We start from the raw sequence: 17529 nt of genomic DNA on the forward strand, positions 1-17529 counted from the left end.
GACGCACGCCCCATGGCGACCGAGCACCACAAACCCGCGTACGGACCCGGGCCTGACGGGGCCGGTGGTTCCGGCAGCGAGGACTGGGAGGACGAGTTCGGCCTGGACGACAGGCATTTCGTCGTGGAGGACCTGATCGACGAACCCGACCTGGACCTGCCGCCCGCCGTGACCAGCGCGCCGCCCGCGCAGCCTCCGGACCCCGGAGCACAGGGGCAGCCTCGTGCCCAGTAGTGTCGTCGCCGCGGTGATCCTCCTCGCCGCGATGACGCCGGGCTTCGCGTTCCACCAGGCACTGCGCCGCTACCGTCCACAGGACACACGGTCGTCGACCATCGAGGTCGTCCAGCTCTTCAGCGTCGGCGCGCTGGCGACATCCGCCGGACTGCTGCTGACACTGCTGGCCGGGGAGCTGGTCACCTTCCTCGTACCGGTCGACGCACTGCACAGGGCGCCGGCCGACTTCCGGGACCGCCCCTGGTCGTGGATCGGTGCCGCGCTGGTGGCCATGACGCTGAGCATGGTGCTCAGTACCCTGGCCGGGGTGTACGCGGGACGGACGTCGCCCAGGCGCACGGGCGCGGGGCTGCGGGACGGCACGGTGGCCGTGTACGCCCTCACCGACCGGGCCGGCCCGGACCGGACACGGAAGCCCTTCGTGGCCGTCGAACTGTCCGACGGGCGGCTGGTCGAAGGCTACGTGCGCTACGTATCGACCGACCCCGACCCGGCCCGACGCGACCTCGTGCTTCAGCAGCCGATCGCCTGGACCGGGCCGGATGACGTCCCCCGCACTCGCTCGAAGGCGGTGTGCGTCTTCGTGCCGGGTGCGCTCGTGCGTGTCGTGCACATCAGCTACCCACCGCAGCCCGCGGCCCAGCCGGCTCCCGGCACCACGAGCGTGCCCCCACCGGCCGGCGGGGCGACGTCCCCGCCGGGCAACAGCGCCACGCCCGCTGCGGGAGGCACGACGCACTGACCGGAGGGCAGTAGCAAGAGGCGGAAATTTACGCGCCGGCGTCCAGCGCCGGACTCCGGTCCTGCCGCATGCGGTCCGCAGGCGCCCGCATCAGCACCGTCATCCCCGTTCCACGCCGACGGCTCCCCGATCCTGCGCTTCGGAGCGTCTCAGCGCGAGGGCCGCGATGTCGTCGTCGAGCCTTCCGCCGCTGTGCCGGAGCAGATCCCGGTGCAGCTGGTCGAGCAGCTCGCGGGGCTGCTCCAGGCTCTGCCGCTGCATCCAGTCCGGCAGCGGGAAGAACTGGCCGGTGCGGTCCCGGGCCTCCGATACGCCGTCCGTATAGAGCAGCAACTGGTCACCGGGGCCGAAGGCGACGCTGTCGACCCAGTAGCGGTCACCGATGAGCGACGCGAGGTTGAGGGGCGGGGAGGGGGTTTTGGGCTCCAGGACCTGGACCTTCCCGCGATGCGCGATCAACGGCGGGGGATGTCCGCAGTTGAGTAGTCGTATGTGGCCGCCGTCGTGCGGGATCTCGGCGAGGAGAGCGGTGGCGAAGTGCTCGGGCTGGTCCTGGGTGGGAAACACCGCGCTGTGGCGCGTGACGGTGGTCTCCAGACGGTGGATGATGCCCTGCAGGTCGCGCTCGTCGTACGCGGCCTCTCTGAAGCAGCTGATCACCGCCGAGGCCACCCCCACCGCCGACAGGCCCTTGCCCCGTACGTCGCCTATGAGCAGCCGGACCCCGTGCGGCGTACCGATCGCTTCGTAGAAGTCGCCGCCGATCCGGGCCTGTTCCTGGGCCGCCAGATACAGCGACTCGATCTCGATGTCCTCGATGCGGCGCGGCATGGGGCGCAGCAGCACCTTTTGGGCCGCGTCGGCGACGAGCCGGACGTGGAAGAGTACTTCCTCCCGCTGGAGTCGGACATGACTCCCGTATGCGGCCGCCAGGGTGACCGCGACGATTGCGGCCGACGTGTACTGCGTCCCCAGATCGGTGTAGAAGAGGCTGAGGACTGTCATGAGCAGTAGGCAGAACGCCCCCAACAGGATCGTGGGGAGCACGGGCCACATCGCGGCGGCAAGGGCGGGTGCGGCGGGCAGAAGGCGGCTGATGGCGATCTCCCTGGGGGTGGAGAACGCCAGGCCGGCGATGAGGACGGTCAGGACCACGGGTGACAGCCGGACAACTTCCCATCGGCCGCTGTAGGCGGGGCGACGGCGCCTCCGCCGTGCAGACATGATCACAAAATGCATCATATCGACCTAAACGGACATCGGGCGCGGAGAAGACCTGCACCACGCACCGGCGGCAGCGGCGGACGGCGCTGCCCGGAGAAGTCGAGGCCGTGCGACGCATGACGCAGGCTCCCGATGCCGGCCGGGCAACGATCAGGCGGGCTCTGGCCGCTCGGGATCACCAGTGTTAAAAAGGTCGCATGGCGAACCGTTTCGCCCATTTTCAACACCTATCGGTCAAGCGCCTGATCGGCAAGAGCACGCGGAGCGTGGCCGGGCAGGTGTTGATCTTCCAGGTGGCTCTCGTGGTGCTGCTCGTGGCGTGCGGCGTTTTCGCCCTCATCCTGCAGTCGGAGCGGGACAGCAACGCCGAGGCCAGGCGCCGCTCCACGGCCGTGGCGCAGACCTTCGCGCACGCACCAGGTGTCCTGGCGGCATTGCAGACCCCGGATCCGAGCAAGATCCTTCAGCCGCTCACCGAGGCGGCGCGTCGGGCCGCCGGGGTTGACTTCATCGTGATCATGGACACCGAGGGCATCCGGTACACGCATCCCTTGCCGGACCGAATCGGAAAGCGGTTCGTCGGCGAGATCGGGCCGTCGCTGGCGGGGAAGGTCTATGTGGAGAGCGTCGACGGCCCGCTCGGTCGCGAAGTGCAGGCCACGGTCCCGGTCGAGAACGCCGACAACAGGGTGGTGGCCCTCGTCTCGGCAGGGATGAAGGTCAAGAACGTCGAAAGTCAGTTGACCCGGCAACTACCGATCATCCTGGGCGCCGGGGCCGGAGCGCTCGCGTTGTCCACCGGTGTGACGGCACTGGTGGGCAGGCGGCTGCGACGGCAGACACACAGCCTGGCCCCGGACGAAATGACCCTGATGTACGAGCACCACGACACGGTGCTCCACTCCGTCCGGGAAGGGGTCCTGATCGTGGCCGCCGACGGGCGGCTGATGCTGGCGAACGATGAGGCCAGACGACTGCTGGAGCTGCCTCCGGACGTGGAGGGACGGCTCGTCTCGGGACTGCCTGGCCTCGATCCCGAGACCAAGGCACTGCTTGCCTCCGGGCGTGAGGCCACCGACGAGGTGCACCTCGCGGGCGAGCGGCTGCTCGCGGTCAACCAGCGGCCCACGGATCGCAAGGGAGGCCCAAGGGGAACGGTGGTGACGCTGCGCGACTCCACCGAGTTGCAGGCAGTGACCGGCAGGGCAGAGGTGGCACGGGAGCGGCTCAGACTGCTGTACGACGCCGGACTCCACATCGGTACCACCCTGGACGTGCTGCGCACCGCCGACGAATTGGCGCGGGTCCCCGTTCCTCGCTTTGCGGACTTCGTCACCGTGGACCTCGCCGACACCGTCCTGCACGGCGACGAGCCGGCCCCCACGGGGACGGACATGCGACGCGCGGCCGTGTGCGGCATCCGGGACGACCATCCGCTCTCCGAACAGGGACGGCTCTTCGACTACCTTCCGTCCACTCCCCAGGCACGCGGCTACGGCAGCGGCCACTCCCAGTTGGTGAGCGATCTGCCGACCGCCACGGGCTGGCGTGTGCAGGACCCGGAGCGCGCCCAGGCGATCATCGACTACGGCATCCATTCCCTCATCACCGCCCCCATCCAGGCCCGTGGCGTCGTGCTGGGCATGGCCAGCTTCTGGCGCGGGCAGCAGCATGAGCCCTTCAACGAGGAGGACCTGTCGCTGGCGGAGGAGCTGGTGGCCCGCGCCGCGATAAGCATCGACAACGCCCGCCGGTACACCCGCGAGCACGCCTTGGCCGTCACCCTCCAGCGCAGCCTGCTGCCACAGGCGATGCCCGAGCAGAACGCCCTCGACATCGCCTACCGCTACCTCCCCGCCCAGTCGGGCGTGGGCGGAGACTGGTTCGACGTGATCCCCATGCCGGGGAGCCGGGTGGCACTGGCCGTCGGCGATGTGGTCGGCCACGGTCTGCACGCCGCCGCCACGATGGGCAGGCTGCGGACCGCGGTCCACAACTTCTCCGCGCTCGATCTGCCACCCGACGAGCTCCTGAGCCATCTGGACGACCTGGTCGGGAGCATCGACCAGAACGAGACGGCAGAGAGTGCGGCGGGCGTCGTGGGTGCCACCTGCCTGTACGGGATCTACGACCCCGTGACGCGTCGCTACGTCATGGCGCGTGCGGGGCATCTGGTGCCCGCGCTGGTCCACCCTGACGGAACAGCCGACTTCCCGGACGTGCCGGCCGGTCCGCCCCTGGGCCTCGGCGGCATGCCGTTCCAGACCGCGGAGCTGTGCCTCGCGGAGGGAACCCAGCTCGTCCTGTACACGGACGGCCTCATCGAGGACCGCAGGCGCGACCTGGACGTGGGAATGGAACTGCTGCGCGATGCGCTGACGGGCCACCCCGGCCGATCGCCCGAGGAGACCTGCCGGGACGTGCTGGACAACCTGCTCCCCGGGCGCCCCAAGGACGACGTCGCCCTGCTCGTCGCCCGCACGCGGGAACTGCCGCCCGATCGGATCGCCGACTGGGACGTACCACCGGACCCGGCCGCCGTCGCCGGTATGCGCGACGCTGTTTCCCAGAGGCTCGAAGCGTGGGGCCTGTCAGAGTTCGGCTTCACCATGGAACTCGTCTTGAGCGAGCTGATCACCAACGCCATCCGCTACGGCGCCGGACCGATCCATGTGCGGCTGATCCGCGACCGCACGCTGATCTGCGAGGTCGCCGACGGCAGCAGCACCTCCCCGCATCTGCGCTACGCCGCGACGACCGATGAGGGAGGCCGGGGCCTGTTCCTGGTCTCGCAGATGACCGAACGCTGGGGCACCCGGTACACCCCGCAGGGCAAGGTGATCTGGGCCGAACAAGCACTGCCCGAGGCCATGCGGCAGCCCGCCCCGAGTCCGGCCGACGCGGACACGCCCCTGGACGAAGAGGCGGCCGACCCGTGAAGCACGACGTGAACGCGGCGGCGATCAGCAGGATTCGGCCTGGTTGCAGATCAGGTCGTTGCGCGGGCCCCGGTGCACAGCGGGCCGAGACCCGTGGGCTGCACTCCGTCCGGCGCGCCTGACGCGTTCAGCGCCACGCTCCCGACAGGCGCCGGGTGACGACGGCAGTGAGTGTGCGCACGCCCCGTGTCGATCCAGGGTCGATGCCCGTCAGCTCACGGACCCGGCGCAGGCGGTAGTCCAGGGTGCGGGTGTGGACGTTGAGCGCGGTCGCCGTGGCACCGCGGTGCATGTCGTGGCGGTAGTACGCGTCGAGGGTGGTGAGGAGGTCGGGGCCGGCCTCCAGGCTGCGGGCCACGGTGCGAAGCCAGTCGTCGACGAAGGGCACGTCCGCGACGGCGAGTTCGACGAAGACATCTGCCAGGGTGTGCGGCCGCAGCCCGGCGGACGCCCGGCGCAGTGGGGCTGTCCGGCTGATCCGCCGGGCACGGACGAGGGCTTCGGCCAGTTCCGGCAACGGTGCGGTGGCCGTGCCCACGGCGCATGGGCAGCCGAGGGCACGGGCGAAGTCCCCTACGAGATCCGGCAGGTGGTCGGGGGTGAGGTCGGGTAAGAGGTCGGGAACGACGTACGGCGGTGCATTTTCCGCCGCAGCGGCGCCGACGAACAGGGGAACCAGGGCGATCAGCTCACCGCTCCCGTCGCCGCCCTCCGGTCCCCACATCACCGGCGCCCGGTGGCTTTTCACCAGCGCCCCGATCTCGTTTTCCAGGAAACGATCGATGGTGGGCCGGTCCGGAAGCCGGAACACCGTCACCGCGCATCGATCCGGGAGTTCCATGTCGACGGCCGCGGCGAGTTCCGCCGAAATCTGATCTCCGTTCAGCAATGATCGGGCCAGCAGGGCGACCTGCTCGGTATACGGAATTCGGCGGCGCAGCACGCGCACGAATCCCTGGCGGTACGCAGCGATGCCGCGTTCGCCCTGCGGGGCGAACCAGGTCATCATGCGCATGAGTTCGTCGACACCGCCGCCGCGCTGGGCATCGGTCGCCTCGTTGATCTCGCGGAGCATGAGAGCGGTGTGCACGCGCAGCACCCGCTGCCGCGCATCGAGCGACATCCCGGCACCTGCCCGCAGCTCCCCCATCGACGCGATGTAGCCGAGATCGTCCACGCCCAACTCGCCGTTGACCGGCGAAAGTTCAACAGTACGACGCCGGAACCACATCGAGTGTTCCAGCGTCTCGGCTCGCGCCCGGCGGTTCTTGTCCAGGAACCCGAACTCCGGGATCTCACGTGCGTATGTCTCGACCTCACGGCGGGCGTTGGTCGACGCCTGCCGGGCCAGCTCGGCGAAGAGGCTCCCCATGAACGCGAGCATGTCATTGAGAACAAGCGGGCCGACAGAGGAGATCCGGACGGCGTTCATCACTTCGCGCAAAACGGTGGCAAGTGTATCGACGGGGTCTTTGTCACAGTGCGCAAAGTTCCCGGATCGGGGCGTTTTCGTCAACCCTTCTGCTTGTGGAGGAACTGTGAAACGGCCTTAATGAGAACCGCCTGCCCGCCCGCCGGAAGAACGCCACCGGAATCACTCCGGCGCAACTCCGGCTTGACTGCGGTAATCAGTGCGGGCAGGAGCAGGGGAATTCACATCCAGACGCCTCGAATGGCGCCCACCCAAACGGGAGGAAGACTCCGATGAAAACAAGCACCAGAAAGAGATTCATGGCGGCGGTCGCGGTCATGGTCACGTCGACGGGCCTCATGCTCGGGACACCCGGCACCGGCTCGGCCGCCCCCGCCGCCGCACCCAGCCTGCGCGCCTTCGGGATCAGCGGCGACGGCACCCTGATGGCCACGTTCACGACCGACCGGCCGCAGGTCCTCGACTGGGTCAGGGTCGTCACCGGTCTCAGCGGCGACACTGGCCTGATCGGGATCGACTTCCGGGTGCAGGACGGCCTGATGTACGGCGTCGGCAACAAGGGCGGCATCTACACGATCAAGACCCCGCCGACCACCGCGGACGTCGTGGTCACCAAGGTGTCCCAGCTCCAGTACGCGCTGCACGGCGCGAACTTCGGCGTCGACTTCAACCCGACGGCCGACCGCCTGCGCGTGATCAGTGACAACGGCCAGAACCTGCGGCACAACCTCAACGACCACAGCACCATCCAGGACCTGAACCTCACCACCCCGCCGATCGAGGGCACGACCAAGGGCGTCTCGGCCGCCGCCTACACGAACAACGACCTCAACGCGGCCACCGCGACCACGCTCGTCGACATCAACACGACCACCGACCAGGTCGTCCTGCAGTCCCCGGCGAACAACGGCACGCTCGCGCCGACCGGCAGCCTCGGCATCGACGCCGGGATCAACGCCGGTATGGACATCTACAGCACCCTGTCCGGCGGAAAGACGGTCGACAACGCCGCCTTCGCCTCCCTCACCCCGTACGGCGCCGGCACCCCCTCGCTGTACAGCATCAACGTCTTCACCGGTCAGGCCACCTCCATCGGCCAGTTCCCGCTGAACATCACGGACCTGGCCATCTCCCTCACCGGATCCTGATCCCCGGCCCTCGGACCGCCCTCGCCGCGGCCCGGCCACGCTGGACCGCGGCGATCCGGGGCCACCGTCGACGGCTCTATCAACCCGAATCGCCCAACACAGACGCATCGTTCCGCCACCGACGAAACCTCCAGGGCGGTGCCCCCTCACTGACATAGGGGCAACACGCACACCCCGCCCCCGAACTATGTAGTCCCACCACATGTGCCCTTGACCTGCACGTTCCTACGGTGTGCGAACACACACCCGTCCCCACCGCACACGAGGAAGTGGCGCACATGGCCTCCACAGCAACCGCTCCCCCACCACCCGGGAATCTCAAGCGCATCGTCGCCGCCAGCCTCATCGGCACCACCATCGAGTGGTACGACTTCTTCCTCTACGGCTCCGCCGCCGCCCTCGTCTTCAACAAGCTGTTCTTCCCGGACTCCGATCCGCTCGTCGGCACCCTGCTGTCGTTCTTGACGTACGCCGTCGGATTCGCCGCGCGTCCGCTGGGTGCGCTGGTGTTCGGGCACTACGGTGACCGGCTCGGCCGCAAGAAGCTGCTGGTGTTGAGTCTGCTGCTGATGGGTGCGGCGACCTTCGCGATCGGGCTGCTGCCGACGCACGCGACCATCGGCACCGCGGCGCCCGTGCTGCTGACCGTGCTGCGCCTGGTGCAGGGCTTCGCGCTCGGTGGTGAGTGGGGCGGGGCCGTGCTGCTGGTGTCCGAGCACGGCGACGCACGGCGGCGTGGCTTCTGGGCCTCGTGGCCGCAGACCGGCGCGCCCGCGGGCCAGTTGCTGGCGACCGGCGTGCTGTCGCTGCTGACGGCCGTGCTGTCGGACAGCGCGTTCGTCAGCTGGGGCTGGCGGATCCCCTTCCTGCTCTCGGGTGTACTGGTGATCGTCGGTTTGTGGATGCGTCTGTCTGTCGATGAATCGCCTGTCTTCAAGCAGGCGTTGGCCCAGGCGGAAGCACGCAAGGTCGCGCATGCCTCCACGGCCGAGAAACTGCCGCTGGTCTCCGTACTGCGGCACCACTGGCGTGATGTGCTGGTGGCGATGGGCGCGCGTATGGCGGAGAACATCAGCTACTACGTCATCACCGCCTTCATCCTCGTCTACGCCACCACCTCGGCCGGCGTCTCCAAGCAGACCGCCCTCAATGCCGTACTGATCGCCTCCGCCGTGCACTTCGCCGTCATTCCGGCCTGGGGTGCGCTGTCGGACCGGATCGGCCGCCGTCCCGTCTACCTGCTGGGCGCGGTCGGCGTCGGGCTGTGGATGTTCCCGTTCTTCTCGCTCATCGACACCGGCGGCTTCGGCAACCTGATCCTCGCCGTGACCGTGGGACTGGTCCTGCACGGTGCCATGTACGCACCCCAGGCCGCCTTCTTCTCCGAGATGTTCGCGACCCGGATGCGCTACTCGGGTGCCTCGATCGGCGCGCAGTTCGCCTCGGTCGCGGCGGGCGCCCCCGCACCGCTGATCGCCACCGCCCTGCTGGCCGACTACGGCAACTCCACCCCGATCGCCCTGTACGTCATCGCCGCGGCCGTCCTCACGGTGATCGCGGTCGGCCTGGCCAAGGAGACCCGCCACCGCGACCTGGCCGACATCGAGCCCGCGGACGACGCGGAGCCTGTGACGGCCCGGCCGGCGGACGCGCACACCGTCTGAAGCACCACGCACCTCGGTCCGAGAACCGGCCCCCGTACGCCCAGCGCGTGCGGGGGTCAGCGCTGCGCCGGAGTGGACAACCGGTGCAGCCGCAGGGCCAGTTGTATCTCCAGGGCACGGGCGGGGCTCTGCCAGTCGTCGCCGAGAAGGCGGCCGACGCGTTCAAGGCGCTGAGCGACCGTGTTCACGTGGACGTGCAGTTCGTCCTTGGTGCGGGCCGGGCTCATCCCGCAGGCGAAGTACGCGTCGAGGGTGCGCAGCAGATCGGTGCCGCGCCGGTCGTCGTAGGAGACGACCTTGCCGATCGTGCGGTCCACGAAGCCCGCGATGTCACGGTCGCCGGCAAGCAGCAGTCCCACGAATCCGAAGTCCTCGGCGGCGGCCCCGTCCCCGGAGCGGCCGAGCAGCCGCAGGGCGTCGAGGCAGCGCCGGCCTTCCTCGTAGGCGGCGGCCACGGCCTCCGGGTGGGCGGCCAGGTTCTCGACCGGGGCGGAGGCACCGACCGTGACCGCCTCGTGAACCGCCGTGCCGAGATGGCGGGCGGCGCGGCGGGCCAGGTCGGTCGCCGTGTCCGACGCTTCGAGGGGGAGCAGCAGGACCGTGCCGCCGTCGCGGGCGGCGGCCAGACCGTGCCGGGTGGCGGCGAGGTGGGATGCGGCGGACCACAGGCGTCTGCGGGCTGCGGCCTCCTGGTCGGCGTCGGCCGAGGTGGCTTCGAGGCGGGCGGCGAGGACGACGTGGGTGGCGTCGAGGTCGGCGGCCAGCCGCGCCGCGCGCTCGCGCAGCAGACGAGGGTCGCGGTCGCGGGCGTCGAGCAGGTCGTCCAACAGCTCGCCCCGAACGCGTTGTTCGGCCTCGGCGGCGGAGCGCCGGGCGAGCAGCAGGAGCGAGGTGACCATCCCGGCCCGTTCCAGAGTGCGCTGGTCGACGGGGTCGAGGCCGGGGTGGCCTCGCAGGACCAGTGCGCCGAGCAGTTCGCCGCCCGCGGCCACGGCTGCGATCCAGTCGTCTTCGTGCCGTACCGCGTGGCCTTCCACGCGGGAGATCTCCAGGGCCCCGGCTGGAACGGCGGTGGCCTCCTTGAACTCGACCGTGCCGTCGAGGACTTCGGACACGGCGGCGGACACGTCGTGCACGCCGCCGCCGCGCAGCACGAGCTCGGCGAGCCGGTCGTGCACGTCCGAGGCACGTTCGATGACTCCGCTGCGATCACGGATGATCTCGTTGGCCCGCTCCAGGTCGGCGAGGGCCGACCGGGTCTCGGTGAGCAGGTTCGCGGTGTCGATGGCCGCCGCTGCGAGGGCGGCGAAGGAGCCGAGCAGCGCGATCTGCTCCCGTTCGAAGACCCGGGCGCGCCGGTCCGCCGCGAAGAGGACGCCGATCACATGGTGCCCCAGCATGAGCGGCACCCCGAGAATGGCGACCAGCCCCTCGTCCCGCACGCCGGAGTCGATGGCGAGGGTGTGCTGGAAGCGCTCGTCCTTGAAGTAGTCGTCGGTGACATAAGGGCGGGCGGTCTGCGCGACCAGGCCGCCGAGGCCCTCCCCCATGCCGAGCCGCAGTTGCTGGAAGCGGGCGGCGACCGAGCCCTCGGTCACCCGCATATAGGTGTCGCCCCTGGCCGGGTCGTTCAGGCTGAGGTAGGCGACGTCCGTGCCGAGCAGCGACCGGGCACGCTGCACGATCGCCTGCAGTACGGCGTCCAGGTCCCGGAGCCCGGCCAGGTCGTGGGCCGTCTCGAAGAGGGCCGACAGTTCCGCCTCGCGCCTGCGCCGCCCTTCCAGCTCGGAGCGCACACGCAGCGCGAGCAGCTTGGCCTGTTCGAGCGCGACGATCCGCTCGGCGGCTCCGCCCTCGGCGCGGGCGAGCAGCACCGGCTGCTCGTAGGCGTCGGCGGACGCGCCCCGGGCCAGCAGCTCGAGGAACGGCGCCTCGGCGCTGCTCGGGGCTGCCCCGGCGCTGCTCAGGGCCGCATCGGCGCTGCTCAAGCGCGCTCCGGCATCGGCGGCGGAACGCTCGGCGGGCTGCACGTGATCGCGAGACATGCCGACAGGATTACTCATCGCACCGCCACCTCGTCAGCCCTGTGGATAACTCGAAACTCCACCGGCACCGGCCGACCGGCACGACCGACCAGGACCGCCGACCGGTACGCCCGACCAGGACGGCCGATCAGCGCGTCCGGTCAGCCCGCCCGATCAGTGCGCTGTCCAGCCACCGTCCAGCACGAGTGAGGTCCCGGTCACGAAGGACGCCGACGGGCTGCACAGGTACGCCACGGCCTCGGCGACCTCCTCCGGTTCGATGAGCCGCTTGACCGCGCTGTCCTGCAGCAGCACCTCGGTCAGCACCCGCTCCTCCGGAACGCCGTGCGCCTGGGCCTGGTCGGCGAGCTGCTTCTCGACCAGTGGGGTGCGCACATAGGCGGGGTTCACACAGTTGGAGGTGACGCCGTGGGGCGCGCCCTCCAGGGCGGCGGTCTTGGAGAGCCCCTCCAGCCCATGCTTCGCCGCCACATAGGCCGACTTGAAGGCCGAGGCGCGCAGCCCATGGACGGAGGACACATTGACGATGCGGCCCCAGCCCTGTCCGTACATATGGGGCAGGGCGCCACGGATGAGCCGGAACGGTGCCTCCAGCATCACGGTGAGCACCGTGTGGAAGACGTCCGGCGGGAACTCCTCGATGGGGCGTACGAGTTGCAACCCTGCGTTGTTGACGAGGATGTCGGTGCCGGCGGCGGCGAGTTCGGCGGCGTCCAGGTCGGTGAGGTCCAGGACGTGCGGCTCGACGGCGCCCGCGAGCCCGCGGCTCCGCTCCGCGAGCTCCTCCAGCCCCGCGGCGTCCCGGTCGACCGCTCTCACCTTGGCTCCCGCACCCGCGAGCCGTAGCGCGCAGGCGCCGCCGATGCCGCCCGCGGCGCCGGTGACGAGGGCGGTGCGGCCGCCGAGGTCGAGCGGAGAAGGCGACGGCGAGCCTTGAGCAGGAAGAGTGCGGGGCGGGGTCATGGCTCGACCCTAGGCAGCGCCCTCGCCTGACCACATATGGCCACGGCCCATACTTCAGTGCGATGTCATAGGCTCGAACCACGTGGGTTCATCGCACTGCGCCTGCTTGATCCGGAACAGCTGACGTTCGTCCATCGCGGGCAACGCGTCCACCTCGAACCAGCCCACCTCCAGGGACTCGTCGTCGTTCACGCACGCCTCGCCACCGACGGCCCGGCACCGGAAGGTGACGTCCATGAACTGGCACATGTCACCGTTGGGATAGGTGACCTCACCCCCGGACCTGATGAGCACGACCCGCTCGGCGACGCATCGGACACCCGTCTCCTCGTACACCTCCCGCACGGCGGCAGCGGCGGGCTGCTCGCCCGGGTCCGGGATGCCGTTGATCACCGTCCACTTGCCGTTGTCGGCGCGCTGCCCCAGCAGGACCCGTCCCCGGTCGTCGAAGACGACGGCGCTGACGCCCGGAAGCCACAGCAGCTGATGGCCGGCGGAGGCGCGGATCGTACGAATGAAGTCAGGAGTAGCCATGGCCCCGACCCTAACGGGCCGAGGGCGGCGCCCCCGGGCGGGTTCCGGGGGCGTGCGAACGGTGTACCGCTAGACGTCACCAGCGCGTCGTGCGCGCATCCCGGCGCCGATCGCCCAGCCGACACCGCCCGCGGCGACCAGCAGCAACGCGATCTCCGGGAGGATGCCGAGCCGCGTGGCGGGCGTCTCGGTGGAGCGCAGCGGCACCTCCTGGACCAGCGAGTCGGGCACGAACATGCCCGTCCGCTGTGTGATCGTCCCGTCCGGCATGATGATCGCGCTGACACCGCTGGTCACCGGCACGGTGACGGTACGGCTGTGCTCGACCGCACGGACGCGGGACATGGCGAGCTGCTGGTAGGTCATCTCGCTGCGGTCGAAGGTCGCGTTGTTGCTCGGCACGGAGATCATCTGGGCGCCGTCGACGACCTCGGAGCGCACGGCCCAGTCGAAGGCGGCCTCGTAGCAGGTGACGAGGCCGACCTTGGCGCCGTCCATGGTGAACACACCCGGCTCGCTGCCCCGGCTGAAGTCCTTGCGGACCATGGAGGTCCAGTTCTCGTTGATCGCCCCGACGAGCGAGCGCAGCGGCAGGTACTCGCCGAACGGCTGGATCTGCCGCTTGTCGTACGTGTCGATGGGTCCCTTGACCGGGTCCCACAGGATCTGCTCGTTGAGCAGCTTGCCGTCCCGCTCCACGACACCGCCGACGGAGATGGGCGCGCCGATCGCCTTGGCGGCCGTGTCGATGACGGCGCGGGCGTCGGCGTTGGCGAACGGGTCGATGTCCGAGGAGTTCTCGGGCCACAGCACGAAGTCGGGCCGGGCGACCTTGCCCGCCTTGACCTCGGCGGCCAGGCGCTCGGTCTCACGCGCGTGGTAGTCCAGTACGGCCCGCCGCTGGGCGTTGAAGTCCAGGCCGGCGCGCGGCACATTGCCCTGGATGACCGCGACCGTCGCGGTGCCGTCCTCCGCCTTGTCGCTGACCAGGGGCCGGGCGGCCACCGCGCCCAGCACCGGTACGGCCACGCTCAGCAGGGCGACCGCGGCAGTGGACCGCTGTACGGCCCGTGTGCGCCGCGCCTCGACAGCCAGGCGTACGACCTCGTACAGGCCGAATCCGCACAGGACGACCGCGAAGCCGAGCACCGGTGTGCCGCCCACCGCGGCGAGCGGTAGGAAGACGCCCTCGGCCTGACCGAAAGCGATCTTGCCCCAGGGGAAGCCGTTGAAGGGCGCACGCGCGCGTGCCGCTTCTCCGGCGATCCACAGCGCCGCCGCCCACAGCGGCCAGCCCGGCAGCTTCGACACCGCGGCGACGCCCACGCCCACCAGCGCGACGAAGATCGCCTCGATCACGACCAGGGCGATCCAGGGGCCGGGGCCGACCTCCACGCCGGTCCACACCAGCAGCGGCAGCAGGAAGCCGAGGCCGAAGAGATAGCCGAGGCCGAAGGCTGCCTTCCAGCTTCGGCCGCGCAGCACCCAGCCGAAGACGGCGAAGGCCGGCAGGGCCAGCCACCACAGGGTGCGGGGCGGGAAGCTGACGTAGAGCAGCACTCCGGAGAGCGCCGCGGCGAGGGCGGGAACCAGGCGGCGCGCCAGCCGTGCCGCGCGCGAGGCGGTCGCGATCTGCGGCTCCAACTGGTCCGACTCGCCCACGGAAGTTGCGGTGACGGTCACTCCGGGAGTGTACGGCGGCCGACCTTGGCTCCGACAGCGCGGTCCGATGCCGGCGAGGGCTCGCGCACACGTGTGGGCGCAGGGTCCCCCGGCCCACGCACGCGGTCCGGTCCGTCCGCCCCGGAGCGACTTGCACGGTGCATCCCCCGATCCCCCGGTCTTTCGTGTGACGCATCGTTCCTGCACGACACGTCCACAAATCGGCCATCACCCGTTACGGTATGCCGGAGCCTCAGTCGTACCGGCCGGTCAGGTCCGGGCGGCCGGGGCCCGTCACAGGTCGGGGGACCGGGTTCGGGGGGCGGGGTGGATGTCACGGGGATGACGTCTGCGGCAGGTCCGGATGAGGACGACGACAGACGAAACGTTTCTGATGCGACGGGCGTAGTGGTCCTGGGGGCCTGCGCCGCCTGGTCGCTGATCTCGGCTGCCCTGCACGACGGCCGCCCCGAAGGTGTCCTGCTCGCGATCCTCGCGGTGTCCGCCGGTTATGCCGCGGGCCGGATCAGCGGAGCGCTCCTGCCCGTCGCCGCGCCCTGCGCCGGAGCACTGGCCGGAGTGAGCCTGACCCTGGCCGTTCCGCACCTCACCCCCGGGCCCCGGATCGACGTCCCGCTGGGCCACGCCGGGGCCACCGCAGCCGTACTGACTCTCTCCGCCGGCGCCGCGTGCTGCGCCGCCTGGAGCGCCTCGGCACCGGCCCTTCGACTCGGCCTGCGCGCGTTGGCCGTCGGAATCGCGGTGATCGCGGCGGTGCTGGGCTCGACCACCGGCTTCGTCGCCTGTTCCGCCGTGGTGCTGTGCTCGCTCGCCGCCGGCCACCTCCGCCATCGCGGCGTGGGCATCGCCGGGCTGGCCCTGGGCGCGACGACGGTCGCCGGCCTGACATGGACGGTCGCGAGCAAGGCGGCGCCGGGCGGACTCTCCGCCTGGCTGGAGGGTCAGCTCACCCGGCACCGGATCGAGCTGTGGCACGAAGCCGCGCACCTGGCGGGCCGAGAACCGGCCCTGGGTGCGGGCCCAGGGCGCTTCGGGGAGCTCAGTACGACAGCGAGCGAGACGCTGTCGTCCGACGGCAAACCGCACTCGGCGCTGTTGCAGCAGGCGGCGGAGCAGGGAGTCATCGGCGTGCTGCTGCTGGCAGCGGCGTTCTGCTGGATGCTGTTCGCGCTGTGGCGCACCGCGCGCCCCACCCCGGTCGCGCTCACCGCGGGCGCGGCCCTGACGGCACTGGCGGCGATCGCCGCGGTCGGCAATGCGCTCAGCTTCACCACCGTGTCGGTGGGCGCCGGCCTGCTGGCCGGACTGGCCACGGCACGTCCGATCACCGTCGTGTCGTCGCCGCGCGAGCTGGACGCACACGCGCGTGGCGAGCGGCCGACGTCATGACTCGGGGTGGGATACAGGGGTCCACCGACACACAGGGCCGCCAAAGGACCCGCTCACGGGGAGGTTCTCAGAGCGCCGTGTCGGCCGTCCGGGTCCGCAGCCGGTCCCTGATGACCCGCACGGCTGCCTCCGCGTCGTCCACGGTGACCGTGAACGTGTGCCCGTCCCACAACTGCAGCACCAGGCCCTCACCACGCCGTACGACGACCGCGGTGCCCTTCTCGGGCCGCCACCGGTAGCCCCAGCCGCCCCAGTGGCGCGGCGTGACGTGCGGGACGAAGTCGGCGCCCACCACCTCGGACAGGGGGATTCGGCGGCGCGGCACACCGATGTGGCCGCAGCGCACCTCGAGGCACTCCTGGTCGACCCTCAGGGCGACGTGCACGAACGCCAGAGTGCCGAAGAGGACCAGCAGTCCGGCCGCGATGCAGCCCACGACGGCCATGACGAGCGGGAGGATGCCGTCCGTCCACGGCGAGTCGATGGCCAGCTCGATCCCGAGCGCCATGCAAGCGCCGCCGACGAGCGCCAGCAGCCATTGGACCCGGTTGGTCGCCCGCCCGGTCCAGACATCGGGGTGCGGCTTCCTGCCGTGGGGGTGGTCCCTCATGCCTATGAGGTTACTCAGGTTTCGCTCTGCTGGTACCACGCTGCAGAGGGTGATTGCGCCGACCGGGCCAGGACGGACCGTGGGCGTCCGCTTGGTGACCGTCGGTTACCGGGCGGGGCTGATCGCCTGCAGGAGACGGCCTTCGTCGTAGGCGAGAGCGGGCTCGGGGAGCGTTCCCTCACGGCCGCTCAGCAGCACCGTCAGGGTGCCGTTCCCTTCAGCCGTGGGGGCGGGCTGTTCGCCCAGTCGGCGCAACGCCTGCGCGGCGACCGCTCCGGCGGAGCCGTGCAGGACGAGCGGCGGAAAGCCGGGGCGCTGGACGGCGGCGCGGATGCGGTCGGAGACGAGCTCGTAGTGCGTGCAGCCCAGGACGACGGTCGTCACGTCCTCGGGGGTCAGCGCGGCGGCCGCGGCGACGGCGGTGTCGATCGCCGTCTGGTCCGCGTGCTCGACCGCCTCGGCGAGCCCGAAGCACGGCACTTCGGTGACGGTGACGCCGTCGGCGAAGTCCTTGATGAGCCCGCGCTGGTAGGGGCTGCCGGTGGTGGCGGGTGTGGCCCAGATCGCGACGGGGCCGCCGCCGGCCGCGGCCGGCTTGATCGCCGGGACCGTACCGATGACCGGAATCGCTGGTTCGAGGCGGGCGCGCAGGGTGGGCAGCGCGTGCACGGACGCGGTGTTGCAGCCGATGATCAGCGCGTCGGGCCGGTGCGCGGCGGCGGCGTCGGCGACGGCCACGGCACGCTGGGTGAGATCGTCGGGAGTCCTGGGTCCCCAGGGCATGCCGTCCGGGTCGAGTGAGAGCACGAGATCTGCGTCGGGTCGCAGACGCCGTACTGCGGCGGTGGCCGCGAGCAAGCCGATTCCGGAGTCCATCAGCGCGATCTTCACCCGGCCACGATAGTCGATGGGCCCTTGC

Annotated in this window: 14 protein-coding genes; 6 read left to right on the plus strand and 8 right to left on the minus strand. The window is 70.6% G+C overall.

The features are described from left to right. The first annotated feature begins 12 nt into the window (after nucleotides 1–12). Nucleotides 13–234 carry a hypothetical protein gene (locus tag AB5J55_RS04085; protein WP_369269328.1) on the plus strand — a complete coding sequence of 74 codons (222 nt, stop codon included), beginning with the start codon at nucleotides 13–15 and terminating at the stop codon, nucleotides 232–234. Further along, nucleotides 224–979: a DUF6338 family protein gene (locus AB5J55_RS04090; protein WP_369269329.1), complete on the plus strand. Its 756-nt coding sequence runs from the start codon at nucleotides 224–226 to the stop codon at nucleotides 977–979. Before AB5J55_RS04085 ends, AB5J55_RS04090 begins: the two co-directional genes overlap by 11 nt. Before the next feature lie 99 nt (nucleotides 980–1078). Here AB5J55_RS04090 and AB5J55_RS04095 read toward each other — a convergent pair whose 3' ends face one another. Next, nucleotides 1079–2134 (minus strand): PP2C family protein-serine/threonine phosphatase, encoded by a 1056-nt coding sequence (locus tag AB5J55_RS04095; RefSeq protein ID WP_369269330.1) that lies wholly within the window; start codon nucleotides 2132–2134, stop codon nucleotides 1079–1081. A gap of 266 nt (nucleotides 2135–2400) precedes the next feature. Between AB5J55_RS04095 and AB5J55_RS04100 the strand changes: the two genes are divergently transcribed. Then, nucleotides 2401–5142 carry a SpoIIE family protein phosphatase gene (locus AB5J55_RS04100; RefSeq protein ID WP_369269331.1) on the plus strand — a complete coding sequence of 914 codons (2742 nt, stop codon included), beginning with the start codon at nucleotides 2401–2403 and terminating at the stop codon, nucleotides 5140–5142. A gap of 127 nt (nucleotides 5143–5269) precedes the next feature. Here AB5J55_RS04100 and AB5J55_RS04105 read toward each other — a convergent pair whose 3' ends face one another. Next, nucleotides 5270–6514 carry a PucR family transcriptional regulator gene (locus tag AB5J55_RS04105; RefSeq protein ID WP_369269332.1) on the minus strand — a complete coding sequence of 415 codons (1245 nt, stop codon included), beginning with the start codon at nucleotides 6512–6514 and terminating at the stop codon, nucleotides 5270–5272. A 359-nt stretch (nucleotides 6515–6873) separates the two neighbouring features. On the opposite strand from AB5J55_RS04105, the gene AB5J55_RS04110 reads away from it, so the two are divergent. Both AB5J55_RS04110 and AB5J55_RS04115 read left to right on the plus strand, forming a co-directional pair. Continuing rightward, on the plus strand, nucleotides 6874–7722 hold the full coding sequence (locus tag AB5J55_RS04110; RefSeq protein WP_369276084.1) for a DUF4394 domain-containing protein: 849 nt from the start codon (nucleotides 6874–6876) through the stop codon (nucleotides 7720–7722). Nucleotides 7723–8000: 278 nt separating this feature from the next. Continuing rightward, complete coding sequence (locus tag AB5J55_RS04115) at nucleotides 8001–9386, plus strand: MFS transporter (RefSeq protein WP_369269333.1); 1386 nt, start codon at nucleotides 8001–8003, stop codon at nucleotides 9384–9386. 56 nt (nucleotides 9387–9442) lie between these two features. Here the strand turns inward: AB5J55_RS04115 and AB5J55_RS04120 are convergent, their stop codons facing one another. From AB5J55_RS04120 to lnt, 4 genes are all read right to left on the minus strand, one after another. Further along, nucleotides 9443–11431 (minus strand): helix-turn-helix domain-containing protein, encoded by a 1989-nt coding sequence (locus tag AB5J55_RS04120; RefSeq protein WP_369269334.1) that lies wholly within the window; start codon nucleotides 11429–11431, stop codon nucleotides 9443–9445. Between the two features lie 153 nt (nucleotides 11432–11584). Then, nucleotides 11585–12394, minus strand: a complete 810-nt coding sequence (locus AB5J55_RS04125) for a 3-hydroxybutyrate dehydrogenase (protein WP_369269335.1) — start codon at nucleotides 12392–12394, stop codon at nucleotides 11585–11587. A 54-nt stretch (nucleotides 12395–12448) separates the two neighbouring features. Beyond that, the gene (locus AB5J55_RS04130; protein ID WP_369269336.1) at nucleotides 12449–12928 is read right to left on the minus strand and encodes an NUDIX domain-containing protein; all 480 of its coding nucleotides are present in this window, start codon (nucleotides 12926–12928) and stop codon (nucleotides 12449–12451) included. A gap of 69 nt (nucleotides 12929–12997) precedes the next feature. Next, nucleotides 12998–14611 (minus strand): apolipoprotein N-acyltransferase, encoded by a 1614-nt coding sequence (lnt, locus tag AB5J55_RS04135; protein WP_369269337.1) that lies wholly within the window; start codon nucleotides 14609–14611, stop codon nucleotides 12998–13000. A 321-nt stretch (nucleotides 14612–14932) separates the two neighbouring features. Here lnt and AB5J55_RS04140 point away from each other — a divergent pair, with 321 nt between their 5' ends. Continuing rightward, nucleotides 14933–16000, plus strand: coding sequence for an O-antigen ligase family protein (locus AB5J55_RS04140; protein WP_369269338.1), 1068 nt, complete (start codon nucleotides 14933–14935; stop codon nucleotides 15998–16000). Nucleotides 16001–16067: 67 nt separating this feature from the next. Here AB5J55_RS04140 and AB5J55_RS04145 read toward each other — a convergent pair whose 3' ends face one another. Both AB5J55_RS04145 and AB5J55_RS04150 read right to left on the minus strand, forming a co-directional pair. Next, a complete protein-coding gene (locus AB5J55_RS04145; protein ID WP_365061936.1) occupies nucleotides 16068–16610 on the minus strand; it encodes a hypothetical protein in 543 nt (180 codons plus the stop codon). A gap of 105 nt (nucleotides 16611–16715) precedes the next feature. Further along, nucleotides 16716–17501 (minus strand): glutamate racemase, encoded by a 786-nt coding sequence (locus tag AB5J55_RS04150; RefSeq protein ID WP_369269339.1) that lies wholly within the window; start codon nucleotides 17499–17501, stop codon nucleotides 16716–16718. Nucleotides 17502–17529 lie beyond the last annotated feature (28 nt).

It is taken from the genome of Streptomyces sp. R11 (assembly GCF_041051905.1).
GTDB lineage: Bacteria > Actinomycetota > Actinomycetes > Streptomycetales > Streptomycetaceae > Streptomyces.

Bases quoted from the DNA above. Each gene is read 5' to 3' on its own strand.
- AB5J55_RS04085 (WP_369269328.1), top strand. From the start codon at position 13: ATGGCGACCGAGCACCACAAACCCGCGTACGGACCCGGGCCTGACGGG.
- AB5J55_RS04115 (WP_369269333.1), top strand. From the start codon at position 8,001: ATGGCCTCCACAGCAACCGCTCCCCCACCACCCGGGAATCTCAAGCGC.
- AB5J55_RS04140 (WP_369269338.1), top strand. From the start codon at position 14,933: ATGACGTCTGCGGCAGGTCCGGATGAGGACGACGACAGACGAAACGTT.
- AB5J55_RS04145 (WP_365061936.1), bottom strand. From the start codon at position 16,610: ATGAGGGACCACCCCCACGGCAGGAAGCCGCACCCCGATGTCTGGACC.
- AB5J55_RS04125 (WP_369269335.1), bottom strand. From the start codon at position 12,394: ATGACCCCGCCCCGCACTCTTCCTGCTCAAGGCTCGCCGTCGCCTTCT.
- AB5J55_RS04100 (WP_369269331.1), top strand. From the start codon at position 2,401: ATGGCGAACCGTTTCGCCCATTTTCAACACCTATCGGTCAAGCGCCTG.
- AB5J55_RS04105 (WP_369269332.1), bottom strand. From the start codon at position 6,514: ATGGGGAGCCTCTTCGCCGAGCTGGCCCGGCAGGCGTCGACCAACGCC.
- AB5J55_RS04130 (WP_369269336.1), bottom strand. From the start codon at position 12,928: ATGGCTACTCCTGACTTCATTCGTACGATCCGCGCCTCCGCCGGCCAT.
- AB5J55_RS04120 (WP_369269334.1), bottom strand. From the start codon at position 11,431: ATGTCTCGCGATCACGTGCAGCCCGCCGAGCGTTCCGCCGCCGATGCC.
- AB5J55_RS04110 (WP_369276084.1), top strand. From the start codon at position 6,874: ATGGCGGCGGTCGCGGTCATGGTCACGTCGACGGGCCTCATGCTCGGG.